The sequence below is a fragment of the Candidatus Parakkermansia intestinigallinarum genome (assembly GCF_944389695.1).
Taxonomy (GTDB): domain Bacteria; phylum Verrucomicrobiota; class Verrucomicrobiia; order Verrucomicrobiales; family Akkermansiaceae; genus Akkermansia; species Akkermansia intestinigallinarum.
Genome location: NZ_CALXNG010000008.1, coordinates 1 through 17,808, shown reverse-complemented (window position 1 = coordinate 17,808; position 17,808 = coordinate 1). Strand labels below are relative to the sequence as shown.

Annotated in this window: 18 protein-coding genes; 8 read left to right on the top strand and 10 right to left on the bottom strand. The window is 58.9% G+C overall.

Annotated features, from left to right (window positions below):
- Window positions 1–37 precede the first annotated feature (37 nt).
- Window positions 38–868, bottom strand: coding sequence for a hypothetical protein (locus AC6UAL_RS03645; RefSeq protein ID WP_500682008.1), 831 nt, complete (start codon window positions 866–868; stop codon window positions 38–40).
- A 250-nt stretch (window positions 869–1,118) separates the two neighbouring features.
- Here AC6UAL_RS03645 and AC6UAL_RS03640 point away from each other — a divergent pair, with 250 nt between their 5' ends.
- From AC6UAL_RS03640 to AC6UAL_RS03620, 5 genes are all read left to right on the top strand, one after another.
- The gene (locus AC6UAL_RS03640) at window positions 1,119–2,186 is read left to right on the top strand and encodes an L-threonylcarbamoyladenylate synthase (RefSeq protein ID WP_500682007.1); all 1,068 of its coding nucleotides are present in this window, start codon (window positions 1,119–1,121) and stop codon (window positions 2,184–2,186) included.
- Complete coding sequence (locus AC6UAL_RS03635; RefSeq protein WP_500682006.1) at window positions 2,183–2,674, top strand: hypothetical protein; 492 nt, start codon at window positions 2,183–2,185, stop codon at window positions 2,672–2,674. The genes AC6UAL_RS03640 and AC6UAL_RS03635 overlap by 4 nt, the downstream gene beginning before the upstream one ends.
- A 183-nt stretch (window positions 2,675–2,857) precedes the next feature.
- Window positions 2,858–4,042: an iron-containing alcohol dehydrogenase gene (locus AC6UAL_RS03630; protein WP_500682005.1), complete on the top strand. Its 1,185-nt coding sequence runs from the start codon at window positions 2,858–2,860 to the stop codon at window positions 4,040–4,042.
- 103 nt (window positions 4,043–4,145) lie between these two features.
- Window positions 4,146–5,528, top strand: coding sequence for an aldehyde dehydrogenase (locus AC6UAL_RS03625; RefSeq protein ID WP_500682004.1), 1,383 nt, complete (start codon window positions 4,146–4,148; stop codon window positions 5,526–5,528).
- Between the two features lie 288 nt (window positions 5,529–5,816).
- On the top strand, window positions 5,817–7,040 hold the full coding sequence (locus AC6UAL_RS03620; protein WP_500682003.1) for a saccharopine dehydrogenase family protein: 1,224 nt from the start codon (window positions 5,817–5,819) through the stop codon (window positions 7,038–7,040).
- 86 nt (window positions 7,041–7,126) lie between these two features.
- On the opposite strand, the gene AC6UAL_RS03615 is transcribed toward AC6UAL_RS03620, so the two are convergent.
- The 7 genes from AC6UAL_RS03615 to AC6UAL_RS03585 form a co-directional block, all read right to left on the bottom strand.
- Entirely contained in the window at window positions 7,127–7,456 is a 330-nt protein-coding gene (locus tag AC6UAL_RS03615; protein WP_500682002.1) for an HU family DNA-binding protein, read from the bottom strand.
- A 71-nt stretch (window positions 7,457–7,527) separates the two neighbouring features.
- Complete coding sequence (gene mscL, locus AC6UAL_RS03610; RefSeq protein WP_500682001.1) at window positions 7,528–7,962, bottom strand: large conductance mechanosensitive channel protein MscL; 435 nt, start codon at window positions 7,960–7,962, stop codon at window positions 7,528–7,530.
- Between the two features lie 60 nt (window positions 7,963–8,022).
- Complete coding sequence (locus AC6UAL_RS03605; RefSeq protein ID WP_500682000.1) at window positions 8,023–8,709, bottom strand: histidine phosphatase family protein; 687 nt, start codon at window positions 8,707–8,709, stop codon at window positions 8,023–8,025.
- A gap of 93 nt (window positions 8,710–8,802) precedes the next feature.
- Entirely contained in the window at window positions 8,803–10,659 is a 1,857-nt protein-coding gene (locus AC6UAL_RS03600; protein WP_500681999.1) for a DNA topoisomerase IV subunit B, read from the bottom strand.
- 91 nt (window positions 10,660–10,750) lie between these two features.
- Window positions 10,751–11,221, bottom strand: a complete 471-nt coding sequence (locus AC6UAL_RS03595) for a hypothetical protein (protein WP_500681998.1) — start codon at window positions 11,219–11,221, stop codon at window positions 10,751–10,753.
- Between the two features lie 218 nt (window positions 11,222–11,439).
- Window positions 11,440–12,438 (bottom strand): SEL1-like repeat protein, encoded by a 999-nt coding sequence (locus AC6UAL_RS03590; protein ID WP_500681997.1) that lies wholly within the window; start codon window positions 12,436–12,438, stop codon window positions 11,440–11,442.
- A gap of 129 nt (window positions 12,439–12,567) precedes the next feature.
- Entirely contained in the window at window positions 12,568–12,987 is a 420-nt protein-coding gene (locus AC6UAL_RS03585; protein ID WP_500681996.1) for a hypothetical protein, read from the bottom strand.
- 179 nt (window positions 12,988–13,166) lie between these two features.
- On the opposite strand from AC6UAL_RS03585, the gene AC6UAL_RS03580 reads away from it, so the two are divergent.
- Complete coding sequence (locus AC6UAL_RS03580) at window positions 13,167–13,865, top strand: hypothetical protein (RefSeq protein WP_500681995.1); 699 nt, start codon at window positions 13,167–13,169, stop codon at window positions 13,863–13,865.
- 217 nt (window positions 13,866–14,082) lie between these two features.
- Window positions 14,083–15,000, top strand: coding sequence for a hypothetical protein (locus AC6UAL_RS03575; protein ID WP_500681994.1), 918 nt, complete (start codon window positions 14,083–14,085; stop codon window positions 14,998–15,000).
- A gap of 453 nt (window positions 15,001–15,453) precedes the next feature.
- Here the strand turns inward: AC6UAL_RS03575 and AC6UAL_RS03570 are convergent, their stop codons facing one another.
- Both AC6UAL_RS03570 and AC6UAL_RS03565 read right to left on the bottom strand, forming a co-directional pair.
- Window positions 15,454–15,678 carry a hypothetical protein gene (locus AC6UAL_RS03570; RefSeq protein WP_500681993.1) on the bottom strand — a complete coding sequence of 75 codons (225 nt, stop codon included), beginning with the start codon at window positions 15,676–15,678 and terminating at the stop codon, window positions 15,454–15,456.
- On the bottom strand, window positions 15,675–16,556 hold the full coding sequence (locus tag AC6UAL_RS03565) for a DpnI domain-containing protein (protein WP_500681992.1): 882 nt from the start codon (window positions 16,554–16,556) through the stop codon (window positions 15,675–15,677). The genes AC6UAL_RS03570 and AC6UAL_RS03565 overlap by 4 nt, the downstream gene beginning before the upstream one ends.
- 584 nt (window positions 16,557–17,140) lie before the next feature.
- Here AC6UAL_RS03565 and AC6UAL_RS03560 point away from each other — a divergent pair.
- Entirely contained in the window at window positions 17,141–17,290 is a 150-nt protein-coding gene (locus AC6UAL_RS03560; protein ID WP_500681991.1) for a DUF2924 domain-containing protein, read from the top strand.
- Window positions 17,291–17,808: the final 518 nt, after the last annotated feature.

Below are 17,808 nucleotides of genomic sequence, written 5' to 3'. Positions count from 1 at the left end.
AGGGCTTCAGGTCAGGGCTTCAGGCCAGAGCTTCAGGTCAGGGCTTCAGGTTGGCAATCAGGTTGTAGCAGAACCAGGGGTCGACGCCCTCAAAATAGAGAAGGGGCTTGCCGTCGCCTTCGGCCTGCAGGCTGATGCCCTTGGCCTGGGCATTCGCCGTCATCAGCTCGGCGTAGGGCAGCTTCATGTTTTTCATCGACGAGGCGAAGTAGAAGGCCTTGTCGCTCAGGCAGACCATGCCGTGGGCAACCGGCTGGAGCTGCGTTGTCTCCACCGCCTCGCTCTCGAGGCCGCCGAGACCGTAATACAGCCCCCGCGCCAGTTGTATCGTCAGGCTGTTGCCCTTGCTCCTCTGCGAGACCACGGTCTTGAGTTGATAGCAGGTGACGCTGCCGTAGAGCCAGAGCATCGTCTCGTCCCGCGCCAGCAGGAAGGGCAGGCTGGCGTTCGTCGTGATGCGGCATTTCGGCGGTCGCCCTTCGTATATGTCCTGCAGAATCTGCGACTGCACGAGGCGCTCCATGCAGTGATTGACGTTGAGGACGCTCTGCGGGAAACCCGTGTACTCGATGAAGGCCGACACGGCGTCATTTTCCTCTTGGGAGATGAGCCCGTCGTAGAGAAAGAGCCTGATGGCGTCGTCGAGCGCCCGCGCGCAGATGGAGCCGAGCGTTTGGTGGTCGATGTAGCCTTCGCGGCAGATCTGTTTGATTTTGTCGTCCTGATCCCGAAAGCTGAGCTTATCGCGGAAGCAGGTGCTCAGAAGCAGATACAGCCTTCGGCAGGCTTGCTCGTGTTGCTGTTTGCATTCGGGGTGAGCAGAGCGAAAAAGACCGGCGCTGCGGCGGCAGTATGGACATGTTCCCATGATGTTGGACGGAGCGACCCTGAAGGACTCCGCGCCGGCTTCGGCGCGGCGGAGCATCAGGCGCCTGCATGGTAGCAGTTCGGGCGCTGCGATGCAAGCAGTGATTGTGTGCGCTCGGCGATTTTTTGCGTCATGGGGAAGCGCTCGGATGCGAGAGCCCCGGTCGGGGGCAGCGGCGGGCGCGTGCTCCGCTCGCCTGAAAGCCTGCTTTAGCGTTGACTTTCGGGGCCTGCACGCTTATCATTCACGCATGAACACTCGCGTAATAGAGGTGGATTTGCTCGATGACTGCCGTGCCGTGTACCGAGAGGCGGCAGACGTCCTGGCGCAGGGCGGCCTCGTGGCGTTGCCGACGGAAACGGTGTACGGCCTCGGGGCGGACGCCTTCTGCACGGAGGCCGTGGCGGAGGTCTTTGCCGTCAAGCAGCGCCCGAACTTCGACCCGCTGATCTGCCACTTGCCGAGCGCCAAGGCGGTGTACGACATTGCCGAGGTGCCCGATGAGCTGCGCCCCTTGGTGGATACGCTTGCTCGCGAGTTCTGGCCGGGCCCGATGACGCTTGTGTTGCCGCGCAAAGACTGCGTGCCCGACATCGTCACCAGCGGCCTGCCGACGGTGGCCTGCCGCGTGCCGAGTCACGAGGTGATGCGCGGCGTGGCGAAGGCGCTGGGGCACCCGATTGCCGCGCCGAGCGCGAATCGCTTCGGGCACATTTCTCCCACGTCGGCCGGAGCGGTTCTCAAGGAGCTCGGCGGGCTGATACCGCTGGTGCTCGATGCCGGAGCCTGCTCGGAAGGGCTCGAGAGCACCATCCTGCAGCCCTGCCTCGACGAGAAAGGCAAACCCGCCGTGCGCCTCCTGCGCGAAGGCCCCGTTACGCGCGAGAAGCTGCGCGGCATCTGCCGCGTGCTGCGCAAGAACGAAAAGGCAGCGAAAAGCGCCGCGGACGGTGACGAGGCGCACCCCAACGCGCCCGGGCAGCTCAAGAGCCACTACGCCCCCACAAAGCCTCTTCTACTGCACGACCCACGCGAGCCCTTCACGCCGGAAGAGGGCCTGCGCTACGGTCTGATTTCATACCAAGGTGATTCGCCGCTGGCTGCTCAGGACTGCTGGGCTGAGCTGATGATGCTTTCGCCGGGCAGCGGGCGTTTGGCCGAGGCGGCGGTGCGTCTCTTTGCCGTCATGCGGGCGATGGACGAGTGCGAGGGGGTGGACGTGATTGTGGCTGAGACATTGCCCATGCAGGGGCTCGGCTGCGCCATGATGGATCGCCTGACGCGTGCCTCGGCCAAGCGCGGGGAGGTGGCGCCGTGAAGCGCACCGCTCAGGCTGCCGTCGTTCGCATCGTGCTGCGCGTGCTCTACGCCGCGCTCGTGGCGCTGCGCTCCCGCGACTCCCGAGCCCGCCGCGAGTTTGAACGCCTGCCCGAGGGCGCGGCTTATTCGGTTCTGGCGGCCGCGAGCGGGCCTCAGCTGCACGTGCAGTGGAGCGGCGGCCATCTGCGGCGCCTGCGGGAACCGGCCGCCGGCGCCTGCGTGCTGCGCATTAAATCCATGAAGCTGGCCTTCAGCATGTTCACCGGGCGCATGGGCCTCGCGCAGGCCTACGCGCAGCATGCCTTCACCCTTCAGGGCGACATTGCGGACGTGATGCGCCTCGCGCGACTGATCAATCTGGTCGAAGCCTACCTCTTCCCCGCGTGGATGACGCGGCGCATGATGACCGACGTGCCCCGTCGCGAGTGCTCGCCGCTGCTCCTCTACGGCGCCGTGGCCGGCGTCTGCCTGACGGGGCGCAGTTGAACCCTGCTCGTCAGCCCGCCCCGCTGCCCGCACCTTCGCCCTGCGGGTGCGCGTTCCCTCGCTCTCCCGTCCCCTTTCTCGCCTCGCTTCCTCCCTCCCTCTCTCTCCATCCCCTCTCCTGCTCCCTTCTGCTCCCTCCCGCTCCTTCCTGCTCCGAACCTTTTCAACCCACAGACTTGAGACATGCTACCGACGTACTTTGAGTTCCAGAATGCCGTCAAATTGCTCTGCGGCGACAGTGCCCTCTCGCGCATGGCCGATGAACTGCGCCACCTCGGCGCCGAGCGCCCCCTGCTGCTCACCGATGCCGTGTTGGCCAAAATCGGCACGGCCGCTCTCGCCGAGCGCGCCTTGGCCGAAGAAGGCTGCCCGGCGGTGGGCGTCTTCTCGGAAATCCCCGTCGACTCATCGCTCGCGGTCGTCAACCGCATTGCCTCACTCTACCGCGACATGGGGGCTGATGCCCTCGTGGCCGTCGGCGGCGGATCCGTCATCGATACGGCCAAGGGCGTGCGCCTCGTGCTCTCGCAAGAGGCAAGCGACCTGCTGACCCTCGCCGGCGTCGAAAACCTCAACCGCGGCCGCCACATCCCCTTCATCGTCGTCCCCACCACGGCGGGAACGGGCTCCGAATGCACCGGCGTCGCCGTGATACGCCACGACGTCACGCAGGTGAAAATGGAGTTTCTCTCCCCCTTCGTCGAGCCCGACGTCGCCGTGCTCGACCCGCAAATGACGCAGGGCCTGCCGCCCTCGCCCACGGCCGGAACCGGTTTTGACGCCCTCTGCCACGCCGTCGAATCGGCCACCTGCCTGCAGGCCAATCCCCTCTCCACCGCCTACGCCTGCGCGGCCATGCGCCTCATCATGCAGAACCTGGAGCGAGCCGTCGTCTCGGGCAAGGATCGCGAGGCTCGCTACGCAATGGCGCTGGCCTCCACCATGGCCGGCATCGCCTTCTCGAACTCCATGGTGGGGCTGGTGCACGCCATCGGGCATGCGCTCGGCGGCGTCTGCCACGTGCCGCACGCCACGGCCATGATGATTCTGCTGCCGCACGTCATGCGCTACAACCTCGGACGCGCGGATGAGGCGTACGCCGCGCTTCTGCCCCACCTCATCGGCATGGACGCCGCCCTCGGCGTCGCCCCCGCACAACGCGCCCAAGCGGCCGTGGAGGCCATTGAATCGCTCGCGCAGCGCTTGGCCGCGCTCGCCAAGCTGCCGCTGCGCCTGCGCGAGGTCGGGGTGGAGCGCGAGCAATTTGCACGCGTGGCCGAGCTGGCCGTCAACGACGGCTCCATCATCGTCAACCCCCGCGCGGCGGACGAGACTCGGATCGAAGCCATCCTCGAATCCGCCTACTGACCCGGAAACGCCTACTAAAACCGAAACAACGACAGCGCTCACGCAGCAGCACTCACGCAGCAGCACTCACGCAGCAGCACTCACGCAACAGCGATTGGAAACCATGATGACGGCGACAGAAATCAACGCCTTAGTCGAAGCACAGCGCGCTTTCTTCCGCACGCGCGTCACCTTCGAACGCAGTTTTCGCAAACAGGCACTCAAGCGCCTGCGCGACGCTCTCATCGAGCAGGAAGCCGACCTCGCGGCGGCGCTCCGCGCAGACCTCGGCAAGAGCCTGGAAGAAGCCTACATGAGCGAAATCGGCATGCTGCGCAGCAGCGTCAGCGACGCCCTGCGCCACCTGCGCTCGTGGATGAAGCCCCGGCGCGTCGCTGCGCCGCTGGCCCACTTCCCGTCCCGCTGCCGCGTACTGCCCGAGCCCTACGGCCTGAGCCTCGTCATCAGCCCGTGGAATTATCCGCTGCTGCTGAGCCTCGACCCGCTGATCTCCTCGATAGCCGCCGGCAACTGCTGCATCATCAAGTGCTCGGAATATGCGCCCGCCACCTCGAAAGCCATAGCCGAGCTCATCGCGTCTCTGTACCCGCCGGAGTACGTAGCCGTCGTCGAGGGCGATGCCGAGCAGAGCCGCCTGCTGCTCGATGAGCGCTTCGACTGCATCTTCTTCACGGGCGGAGCCCGCGTGGGGCGCATCGTCATGGAAGCCGCCGCCCGCCATCTCACCCCCGTGACCCTCGAGCTCGGCGGCAAAAGCCCCTGCATCATCGACAAGAGCGCCAACATCGAGCTGGCCGCCCGCCGCATCGCCTTCGGCAAGATCCTCAATGCGGGGCAGACCTGCGTCGCGCCCGACTACGTCCTGCTGCCGCGCGGCAGCGAAGAAGCCTTTGCGGAAGCCTTCCGCACCGCCGTGGCCGGGATGCTGGGCGATGAACCCTGCCTCAACAGCCGCTACGTGCACATCATCAACCGCCGCCACTTCGACCGCCTGCTCGGGCTTCTCGCCTCAGGCCGCGTGCTGAGCGGCGGAGCTTCGGATGCCGAGAGCCTGCACATCGAGCCCACTCTGCTCGGCGACGTCAGCCCCGAATCCCCCTGCATGCAGGAAGAAATCTTCGGGCCGCTGCTGCCGCTGATTCCCTACGACTCGCTGAGCGATGCGGAAGCCTTCGTGCTCTCGCGCCCGAAACCGCTGGCCTGCTACATCTTCGCGAGCGAGCGCAGCATCGAGCGCCGCCTGCTCGAGCGCCTCTCCTTCGGCGGCGGCTGCGTGAACGACACCATCGTGCACCTCGCTGTCCCGGGCCTGCCCTTCGGCGGCGTCGGCGAGAGCGGCATGGGCGCCTACCACGGCAAGGCCGGCTTCGACACCTTCTCGCACCGCAAATCGGTGCTGCGCAAGGCCTGCTGGCTCGATCTCCCCTTCCGCTACCATCCCTTCACGAAGCTGAGCCTGCGCATGCTGCGCCTCTTCATGCGCTGAAGCCGAAAGGGCTCAAAGGGCGAAGCGGCCGTCAGGCGCCCAAGCCGAAACCGCTCGCGAGCGCTCAGGCCGGGGGCAGGGGGACGGGAAGGGAGCGGGCAGGGGACTGCCGTCGCCCGGTCGCCTCGCGCGGCAAGAACGCGTGAGCGCCGCGAGCCTCGGCCCGGCAGCACCTCGGCGCCGGAATGAGCGCGAGGTGAGAGAGCCGCGCGGACCTGCGTGTTTTTTGAAGCCCGCGGGGCGTTTGGACTTGACTTGACGCCGCACATGGTGCAATCTCTTGCTGCGATGAATACTGTACTCATTATCGGTGCCGGCGGTGTGGGCCACGTCGTGGCTCACAAGTGTGCTCAGATGAAGGAGGTCTACAAAGAGATACACCTCGCGTCCCGCACAAAGAGCAAGTGCGATGCGATCGCCGCTGACGTGCTGGCACGGGAAGGGGTTCAGATCACGACGCATGAAGTCGATGCCGACAATGTCGAGCAGACGGTCGCGCTCATCAAAGCCGTCAAGGCCGACCTCGTGCTCAACGTGGCGCTGCCCTATCAGGACCTGCCCCTGATGGACGCCTGCCTCGCGGCGGGCTGCAACTACATGGACACCGCCAACTACGAGCCGCGCGACGTCGCCAAGTTCGAGTACAGCTGGCAGTGGGCCTATCAGGATCGCTTCAAGCAAGCCGGCCTCTACGCCCTGCTCGGCTCGGGCTTCGACCCGGGCGTGACCAACGTCTACACCGCTTGGGCGCTCAAGCATCACTTCGATGAAATCGAGTATTTGGACATCATCGACGTCAACGGCGGCGACCACGGCCAAGCCTTCGCCACCAATTTCAACCCGGAAATCAACATCCGCGAAGTCTCGGCCCCCTGCCGCCACTGGGAGGACGGAGACTTCCGCGAGACGCCGGCCATGAGCCTGCACCGCCCCTTCACCTGCCCGGGCGGCGTGGGTACCTATGAGATCTACCGCATGTATCACGAAGAGATGGAGTCTCTGGTGCGGCACATCCCCACCATCCGTCGCGCCCAGTTCTGGATGAGCTTCTCGCCCAACTACATCAACCACCTCACCGTGCTCAAGAACGTGGGCATGACCCGCATCGACCCCGTCATGTACAACGGGGTGGAAATCGTGCCCCTTCAATTCCTCAAAGCCGTGCTGCCCAACCCCGGCGACCTCGGCAAGACCACGCACGGCCGCACCTGCATCGGCTGCGTCATTCAGGGGCGCAAGGACGGCCAGTACAAGGCCCTCTACATCTACAACATCTGCGACCACGAGGAGTGCTTCAAGGAGGTCGGCTCGCAGGCCATCTCTTACACGACCGGCGTGCCCGCCGCCATCGGCGGCAGCCTGATTCTCTCCGGCGTCTGGGGCGGCAAAGGCGTCTTCAACATGGAGCAGAACGACCCCGACCCCTTCATGGAGGCCCTCAACCGCTACGGCCTGCCTTGGAACTGCATTGAGCTGAGCGAAGAGCAGGCCAAAGCCCTGCGCGTCGAGTAAAACGCGAGAGCCTCCGGCCACTCCCTTCACCGGATCATACGAAAAGCCGCCGTCGGTCTCGCGCCGTCGGCGGCTTTTTGCAGCTCTCACGCTTCCCCTTGATCCCCCTCGCTCCCCCCTCTCGGGCGCGGAAGCGGGCAGAGAGCCGCCAAAGCAGCCAGACTCTCCGAGGGGCGGAAGCTCAAATAGCGGCAGGCCGCGCGGGGACGCATGCTCGCTCGCGCAATATCATACCCCTTGGTCGCCGCCCGCTCCTTCACCTCGAAAGTGCCGAAGTGGGCGAGATGCAGCGGACCCTCCTCCGCCAGCTCGGCCAAAGAATCGAGCACGGCATCGACCGAAGCCGTGGCCGTGCTGCGCGTGGCGCCGGGCCCCATCAATAGACGAACGCGGGCGATGAGCTGCTTCTTGTTCATGAAATCCTGAAAGCGAGGGCCGGAAGGCCGGAGCGCGAGCCGTCGGAAAGTTTCTCGTCGTCCCCTCCTCGTCAGCCCTTCCTCGTCAGCGCATCGCGAATCTCACGCAGCAGCGCCACATCCTCCGGCACGGGCGGCGGCACCGGCTCGGCGGGCTTTGCCGGCTCTTCCCCGCGGTGCAGGCGCGACGCCATCGCGCAGTAGACGCGCAGCATGATGAAAATCGTCAGCGCGACGAGCAGAAAGTCAATCGTCGTCTGAATAAAAGCCCCGTACCTGATAACGGGCGCATCCGCCGCATCGCTGACGCGGTAACAGAGCTCCCCGATACCCTTCGTCCCGCCGTAGAGCATCGCGAACCCGGGCATGAGCACATCGTTGACCAGCGACGAGACAATCTTGCCGAAGGCCCCGCCGATGATCACACCGACAGCCATATCAATCACATTGCCCTTGAGCGCAAAGCGCCGGAACTCCGAAATCCAGTGAGCGGCCTTGGCCTTCATAACACCCGAGAAGCGGAAGAGAAAAACAGGGCGGCCGCCACCCGACGACCGCCGCTGCCATCAGAGACACTTGAACGCCTTGACGCCCCACTCGCGGCACTGCCAGCTGCGCCCGTCGCGGGACTCAAAAATACAGACCCCGCCCGTCGGCACCTTGATATCATGGGAAGCGCAGAAACCCTCGTAATCACCCGTGATGCAGGGGGCGAAGCGGATCGTACCGTTGGACGAAACGCAGAGCAGCGTAGCGCCCTCCGGCACCTCGCTCGCCAGCTCGAACCAGTTGCGCCGAATCGCCTCCACATCAACCCTCCAAGAATCCGGCACAATCGCCTCGCGGTTCCAAGCGTCGATCGCGCATGCCCCCTTGGCGATAAGCTGCTCCGCGCTGAGCTGATCCGCATCCGTACCCTCGGCCGCACAGGCGACGCGCCCGAGGCGCGCCATCACCTCATCCTCCGTCTTGTTTTCATCGGGGCCGTAGTCCACCTCAATGAAGCGGGAATCCGCCTCGACGGGGCAGCTGCTGCCCATAGCCTCTGCTGCGAGCTGAGCCGTGGCCATCGTGCGCTTGAGAGGAGCCGCCAGAATGCGAGTCGGCTCGAGACCGAGCTTGCTGAGATAGAGACCGATGCCGCGCGCCCTCTCCTCTTCAACGAGTTCGAGGTCGGTGCGTGCGCCCACGCGCGTGGGCGTCTCCCCCTTGCGGAAAGTGTTGCCGTGACGGGCAATGATGAGAGTTCTCATGGTTGGAGTGTTGTCTGAATGTTGAAAAAACGCGGTGAAAAAGATGGTGAAAAGAGGCGGTGCAAAGACGCAAAACGGGCGAGGCTCGGCCTGTCAGTCGACGAGATCCTCCTCGACACGAAGGTTATCAATAATGTAGCGGCGGCGCTCGTCGCTGTTGTCGCCCATGTAGAAACTGAGAATCTCGCGCAGATTGTGCGCGTTTTCAAGCGTGACCTCCTGCAGCCGTATATCCTCGCCGATAAAGCCGCGGAACTCATCGGGAGAAATCTCCCCGAGCCCCTTGAAGCGCGTAATCTCCGGAGACTTACCCAGCTGCCTGACGGCGCGGTCGCGTTCCGCCTCGCTGTAGCAATAAAGCGTCTTCTGCTTGTTGCGCACGCGGAAAAGCGGCGTCTGCAAAATAAAGAGGTGCCCATCGCGGATGAGATCCGGGAAGTACTGAATGAAAAAGGTCAGCAGCAGCAGGCGAATGTGCATCCCGTCCACATCCGCGTCCGTCGCAATGATAACCTTATTGTAGCGCAACTCGTCGATACTGCGGTCGATATTGAGCGCCAGATGCAGAAAATCGAGCTCCTCATTGCGCTTCTCCCCGAAGAGAGCGGCGCGGTTCATACCGAAACTGTTGGCCGGCTTGCCGCGCAGAGAAAAGACCGCCTGCGTCTCGGCATCCCGCGCCGTCGTAATCGACCCCGAGGCCGAATCGCCCTCGGTGATGAAAAGCATCGTCTCAGCCGCCCGCTTATGCTTTGAATCATAGTGAACGCGGCAATCGCGCAACTTCTTCGTGTGCACCTTCGCCTTCTTCGCGCGGCTCTTGGCCAGCTTGCTCGTCACACCGGCCACCTCCTTGCGCGTCTTCTCCGAATCCTTGATCTTCTCCTCGATCGCCGCTGCCACCTCCGGGGCGCGGTGCAGGTAATTATCGAGCTCGCGGCTCAGAAAATTCATCACAAAGGTGCGAATCGTCTCCTTGCCGGGACCCATCACATTGCTGCCGAGCTTCGTCTTCGTCTGCGACTCAAAGACAGGCTCAATCACCTTGATACTGATAGCCGCCTCAATACTCGCGCGGATATCCGCCGAATCGTAAGGCTTCTTGAAGAAACTCTGCAAAGTCTTGACGATAGCCTCCTTGAAGGCACTCTGGTGCGTTCCGCCCATCGTCGTGTGCTGCCCGTTGACAAACGAGTAATACTGCTCGCCGTACTGGTCGCCGTGCGTGATAGCCACCTCGATATCCTCCCCCACCAAATGAATGGGCGGGTAGAGCGGCTCCTCCTTCATCTCCTCACTGAGCAAATCCAGCAGCCCGTTCTTTGACGACACCGACTTGCCGTTGAAGCGAATCGTCAGCCCCGGGTTGAGGTAGCAGTAATAGCGGCACATCCGCTGTGCAAAATCCGCATTAAAAGTCGCATCAGCCGCGAAAATCGTGCGATCGACGCGGAAAGCAACCCGCGTGCCGTTTGCCTCCTCCGTCGGCTCCGTCACATCCTCCCCCTCGACAAGCTCCCCCTTGCGGAACACGAGGCGCCGCGTCTGACCGTCGCGGTATGCCTGAATCTCAAAACGCTCCGAGAGCGCGTTGACCGCCTTGATACCCACGCCGTTGAGACCGACGGACTTCTTGAAAGCCTCGCCGTCGTACTTGCCGCCCGTGTTAATGCGAGCCGCACAGTCGAAAAGCTTACCCAGAGGAATACCGCGCCCGAAGTCGCGCACCTCGCAGAGACCGTCATCGCTGATATTGACGATAATCTTCTTGCCGACGCCCATCACGAACTCGTCGATGGAATTGTCGATCACCTCCTTGAGCAGGACGTAGAGCCCGTCGTCGGGCATCGAACCGTCGCCGAGCTTGCCGATGTACATACCGGGGCGCAGTCGAATGTGCTCGCGCCAGTCAAGCGTTTGAATTGCGTCCTCCGTGTATTCGGCTTCCATAGTACGCTGGCCATTTTACCCCGTCGAAGGCTTTTTTGCAAGCCGGAAAAGCAGGGCGGCGGACGGACCGCGGCTCGCAGGGTGCGCGATTTCAAGCCTCTCGGCGCAGAGCTTCCCGTGCGGAGAGTCCGCACGGAAGCCCGTCGTCAGACAGCTTAGCCGGCCTCCGGTACGGGCGAGGGGACTCGCATGGCACGAGTCGCACGCACATCAGCCTGTCGTCCTTTTTATGAAACTTAAACTCCAAGAGAAGCCGGATGCGCTCGCGTTTATTCTGAGGATAGACCTGTCGCAGACGCTGCAACCGGGGCAAATTGTTCGGACAATAATAGGAATAGACATATGTATTATCGTGCTCGGAGTCGCCCACCGTCCTCGGCTCCCCAAACAGAGCTCTGACATCTTGTGAGGTCGTCGTGAGAAAATCCGGTTCCATAGCTTGGGCCGTGGCTTCCTTCCAGGCATCGAAATCATTTGCCCCCAAGGGGAACACTGCGGAAAAGGCCGGGGCAACAGCCATGAGGCTGAAAAGGCTGCCGAGTGTCAGGATGATGTTGTTCATGATACAGACGTCAACGGCGCAGCTCGGCCCTGTGTCACCCTTCGGCGCCCTTTTTGTGAAGAGAAGGCCGAACTCAGAGGGCCGAACTCAGCATCCATGCCCTCGCCGCTTTGCCTCATGGGAAGAGCGCCCTTGCCCGAGGTGTTGCGGCGGCCGACAACAAAAGGAGCGGCTGCTGCCGCTCCTGGGAAAGACTTGAGGCCTTTACGTCCCTTGGACTACTTTTCCTCTTCGGTGGAGTATTTCAGCTTCCAGATTTGCTCGATGGCTGCATCCACTCCCTGCTCATCGGCCTTTTGAAACCAGTACAAGGCTTTTTCCTTGTCGGGATGGCCGTCAATGCCTTCCGCATACAGGAGGCCCAAGTTGTATTGAGCCTGGGGCATTCCCTTTTCGGCGGCCCTCAGATACCACCGAGCGGCCTCACGATTGGATTGTTCGACACCCCAGCCATGAGAGTTGCAGTATCCCGTACGGAACTCCGCATCCACGTTGCCCTTTTCCGCCGCTTTGCGATACCACTTGTAACCCTCTTCTGCGTTCCTCTGAAGCCCGAACAAGCTTCCCATATAACAGTCTCCGAGAATCCGCATTGCCTCAGGTTGCTCCTGTTCCGCTGCCTTGTGATACCAGTACAGGGCTTTTTCATTCGACTGCTCAATACCATCCCCTGTCGCATAACAGCTACCCAACGCGAGCTGAGCGTCGGCATCTCCGCTCTCAGCTGCCTTTTGAAACCATTTGACCGCTTCCGTCATGGAGCGAGGCACGCCTCTCCCATAGGCATAAAACACACCGGCGTTGTACTGCGACTGCAAGTTCCCACGCTTGGCGGCTTTAAGATACCAAGACAGGGCTTTTTCCTCGGACAATTCGACACCCCAGCCATAGTCATAGCAATGTGCCAAGTTACATTGAGCCTGAATATCACCCTGCTCCGCGGCTTTGCGGAACCATCGGAAAGCCTCCTCGTAGGATTGCTTGACGTGCAGACCATGCAAGTAGAAAGAGCCTACAACATTCTGCGCCCTGGCCACACCGGCATTGGCCTCGCGAAAATAACCTCGGACCTCCTCCGGCGAGCACGAGCTCAGCATTGCAACCGTTTCACCGTTGTCCGAACGGCATTCAATGTCAGAACCTGCCTGCTCGGCGAACGACGACGTCCCCACCAAAAGGCAGGCAGCCACCATCCGGATAAGTTGATTTAGTTTCATGTGTTTTTTCTATGTTATCGTTTAGACCGCTTTCCCGGATGCCAAGGAGCAATCGGCGCGCAGCGCCACAGTCATTCAGGGAATGAGCCCTGCAGGTTTCCCTCCGCCGGAAGTACGGCGGCGCAGCGCTCACGGCAAGGGAAACACAGGCACGCGCTCTGTTTTTCCGGCCCTCATCTTCTTGGGTTTCGTGCAATCCGTTTTCCAATGGCGATAGATGATTAATTCGCTGATGAGGTAGGCTCCCTGCTCGTTTTGGGGAGTCGCTATCAGGAACAAGGCGTCACCTGATTGTTTCCATGTCACCATGATAATCATGTCCCCATCTCTCGGCGCAACATCGCCGGTGTACGGCTCAACGGCTTCTAAATCGGGGCAGCGTTGCAGCATGTGCAATCCGTCTTTCAAGGGCATGCCGACAGAGATTGGCGCGAATGTCTCTTGCTCTTCGTGTCCGAGTGCTGCGGCGGCCTCGGCCGCGGCGGCGAAACACAGGCTGCATGGGCATGAGAACATCAGAAAGGCGAGCGCGAGCAGACTCCTGTTCATGCTGTCAGTCTAGACGCTAGCTCCTGCGTCGTCAAGCCTTTTCTGTTTTGGATACGTCATCATTCTCAATCGCGAGGACACCTCTTGCAACGCGACGAAAAACAGGCCGATTGAGATTGACAGCGCATCCGGCATTTTGTATAAAACAACCGAAGGCCAACCCGCCCCGTGAATCATATATGAAAAGACTCTTATTAGCCGTAATCGCCCTCTCCCTGCCTCTCCGTGCAGCCGGAACCGGCAGCTCCCCATCACCTCAGCCTCCTGAGCCCCTTCCGATGGCCTGTGCGGAAGAACAAGCGCAACGCACGAACCCTGCGGCTTCACCGTCCAAAACACAACCGGCTGCGGAAGAGCGCGAAACACCCCTCCCTTGGGCAGGACCGCTTCCCCAAGCCATTCGGCTGCCGCACGGCAAAGACATAACGGAAACGTCAGACTTCCCGGAACTTGAAGTCCCGCCGCCAAGCATCGAAGGAGCCCTGTTTTCGCGCAAACCTTTGCCCGCATACGTAAATCCCAAGAACGGGCATCTCGTCATCGAATATACCCTGCCGAAATTGAGCCGCGACGGCGTCAACACCTTGATGATTGAATCCTGCTCACTTTCCCCCGACGGAACGGAATTGACCATACACAGGCAACGCCTGTATGCCCCGGCCGCCGAAAAAGCGCAAACACATTTTGTGTACAAGCTCAAAACAAGCATTCCCTACCGCTTCATCCGCGATCGTCATCTCTACGTATTCAACGTCGAGAACGCCGTCATCGTATCCTGCAACGTCTTCTGCATCAAAAACGACCGGGACAAGCCCACGTGGAAGAGATGCATCTATCCCGCCCGAGAATGGGCCTATGGGATCATGTCTCCCCTGTAAAAATCAACAAGAAAGAGGCCACTCGGATCGCTTTGCCGGCAACTGAAACCTTCTGATCAGCCATGATCAATTCGAGCTTTCAATCCCGAAAAGAAGAAAGAGAGCCGAACACGTGAAAGATTTTACGCATCTTGAACGTACCCTTGATGAGAGCTGCGAGCCTCGGTGCGGAAGAGAGCGCTACAACTCAGAATATAACAAACCGAAAACTTCACACATGAAAAAATACTTTTGGATGACAGCCATCGCGTTATGCGGCTCTTTGCATGCGGACTCGATAACCGGATGGGAAATAGTAGGCGATGCACGTAGTACAGACGGAGCTGTATACGAAATGAAGCGCACGGTACAGGATTACCCCTACGTTATGCTTTTAACGGCACGCGCAAGCGAAAATCAGATAACGGGAACAATAAAAACAGTATACAAAGGAGAGCTCCGTCAAAGCACCGAGATCAACTGTGATGCACCTCAGAATCTCTTCCAAGTACAGGAAGAAGGGCGTGAATATTTGCCTGAAATGTTTGTCCTTTGCAAATCCGTAACAATAGACAGGGACGGAAAATACCTTCTGCACGATGCCATCATCATACCGCGGACTCGCGCACCCTTCTTGCCGGAAGTCGCCTTGAAAATAGCCCTTGCCTCCGGCCAAGACCCCCGCTCATCCGCAGCAGAGAAGGACACCCGAGCCGCATCAGCCCCCCTCCCGCTCATCGTAACACCCCCGCAATCAAGCCGCGACAACCAAGGCTTCTCTCGCCCCCCGACCCCGGGACTCTACAAAGAAGAAAAAGGCATCCTCGTCATCGAATACCTCTCACAAACCAAATACCGATCGCCGAACGGAAACAACACCCGCTTCGTCATCCTGGAATACCTCATTGACCCCGAGGGAAAAGAACTGAAAACAACCTCATGGGAAATCTTTGAAGGAAGCGGCAAATTGGCAAATGAACACACCCTCACATATGAGCGCCTCGCACCTTATACCTTCCGAGAAAACATGGGAGATGGCGAATCATGCATCTACAAGCTCCGCTTTGATTCAGAGGGCAAATTTAAACAGCTGGAACGAACTCACCTTGGAAAGAATGGCGAAACCTTGTCTCAAGAACTCATATTCAGCCGCTGAGCCCGAGAAATAAAAAACCGAGGATGCGGGGCAGGGAACGAGCCCCTCCCCCATCCCGCACCGCAAACGATAACACCCTTTGGCCCATCCCGCCGCCCATCAGCCCCGCTGCCTCGGGCCGGGCAGCGACCGTGGGACAAGGCTCGACCGGGGCCGCGACAAGGCGCGACCGAGGCCGTCCGAGGCCGTCCGGGGCAGGGGAGCCTTCCCCGTTGCGTCCCCTCCCCTCAGCAGAGAAAAGCCGAAGACAGGCCGAGCGCATGAACCCGCCGCCGACCGCCGCCGCCAACCCCGTGCTCCGGCTCACCGCGCACACGCAACGTCCCGTCAACTCTCGGCTTGACACGCCGGCTGCGGAAGCGTAGCATGGGATCACCGTCGGTTAGAACACGCCCCATCCGCACAACGCACCCCGGCCACCTGTGCTCGCGCTAAATCGAGAAACGCGAGCAATCAAAAATAAAGGGAATCGCTGTCGGCGAGTTCTCGGGCCACAATCTTTCCTGATCCTACATCAAATCCGGTTTCCTCTATCCAAGGATTTTTTCTCAGCAAGCTCCTGAATGCCGCTTCGGCATTATCTGCCCGAGCTTCACCCAGCAATTGACAATTATTGACTTCAGAACCGTTCGGTCCTTCAGTATACCCCTCGGTTGTGTAAAAAATAAATTTCTTCATATAAGAAGTTTGCGGTATCTTCCTCGCGACATAAACTCAATAAATCCCTTATCTCGCAATAACTGCAACTGCTGCCTAATCTTATCCTTTACAAAATTATTTTCCGGATGTTTCTTTCCCAGCTCATCACAAAAGGCATATATGTCATCCAAACAAAAGTCCTTCACCTTAATTTTTTCTATGCATTGTATAACGTCGAACAGCCAACCGCGTTTCTTGATGCTCGACGTCTGCAAATTTAAAAGCTCTTGGTATTGGTCTACAACTTCCGACTTACTCCTCTCCTTGCCTTCCTTCACAAGAACAATTTTCCCGACGTCGGGAATGTTTCCAATTTCAATATTGCATCCGATCCATCCGGCACGACGAGCCGAGTCTTTCAGTGGCGGACGCTGCTCAATAAGCTCAGGGATAAAGAAAAAATTGGGGATGAGAATCAGGTTATTCACCTTCATGTTTGCGTACGTCATCACAAACAAATGTGGATTATGGAGCGACGTAATTCTTTCGATCATGGAATTGTATGCCCCATCCGGTATTTTCTTCTTAATTTTCTTCCCGGCAGATTTATAGCTTTTCAATTCGAAATCGGAAAGGCACCATTTGCAAAAGAAATCAGCAACGGGTTTATTCGGTGTATACTGATGCAAGAAATCAGCTCCGCATATGGGACAATACATATTTTTAGCCAGCCATGACTCCGTCACAACTCGAGCAACTTGTGGCTCTTCTGCTAATTGTGTGGAATGACGCCGCAACAGAGCAGGGTGAAGAAGAGAAAAACAACGCAGGGGGCAGAAAAAACATTGAGCATGGAGGAGAAATCTCCTACCATGCCCGGTGTGTTCAATCGGTCCCTGAATATTATCGGTCGGCACGCAACATGTCGAGAAGTTATTTATGACGTAACTCTGAAAAATGATCAGAGCTCGCTTTGTCCTCATTGCGGAGCCGCGAGCTATGCGCACGGTTATCGACGACGCCTCGTCGACTTCATGAACGATGAAGGAGCGGTGCGCAGGTGTCGGATCAAGGTGAGACGGTTCAAATGCCGACGATGCGTGCTCGTGGAGTGCAGCGGTGGCTCACTCAGTGGTCTGATATGCGGTTTCCACACACTTTGCGCTTGACCCGTCTGATAGGCGGTTTCAACACACTTTGCGCTTGACCCAAAAAATCCCGCCTCCCGGGATGGTGCCGGAAGGCGGGTTATCGGACTAGCCTTTTTGTGACTGTGATTTTTAGCGACTCCTAAATATTGTGTATGAATAGATTGTGAAAATTAGCGTCATTTTCTGAAAATCCCCCCCGAAATTCGGCTTGACTCATAACGAGTTGCAGGAAGATTCAGAAAGTACTTGATTTCAGAGTTTTACAAAATGTGTTAACATTACATGCCCACATTCCTCTTGAGGTAAATTTATGACGATTTTATCGAGAAATGGGTTGCTATCAGATGAACTTGTCATCCTGGGTAGACGTACTAGACAGCGGCTACAAGTGGAATGGCGAGGTTTACCCCACCCTCACCCACATCAGTTGGAAAGCTACAGGCTACCAAATCGGAGGCAATAATTTCTTCGGGCTACCTACCAAGCGCCGGGGCGAGTAAGGCATGCCCACTCCTCCCAATGGGCTTGTTCTTTAAGGGGCGTCAATGGGAGTCGAAAGTTTTCTTGAGTTGTAAAATGCTTATGAACAAGGTTTTATAAAAACAAGGTTGCAAACGAAAGACAAAAATCAGATTTTAGTTTTGGGAATTAGGTCGATAGACAGCGAAAAATCAATCATTAAATCTTGTAACCGTATTCATTAAGTGTAAATTTCGATATTTTCTATTATACTTATACAAATAAACAGTCGATGATACTCGAGAGTCTAAAACAACGGTTACATAAACAGCATGAAACGAAATAGGTTCAAAAGCAACTATTTTATGCCGTTTGGAAATTATAATAGATTCGCTTTCATCTAAATCTATGTTATATTTTTTGCAAAGTATTTCATTTTCAATATCATTGCAGACATATACATCGGTTGATTTAAAAAAGTCAGGGTCAAGCGCAAAGTGTGTGGAAACCGCATATCAGACCACCGAGTGAGCCACCGCTGCACTCCACGAGCACGCGT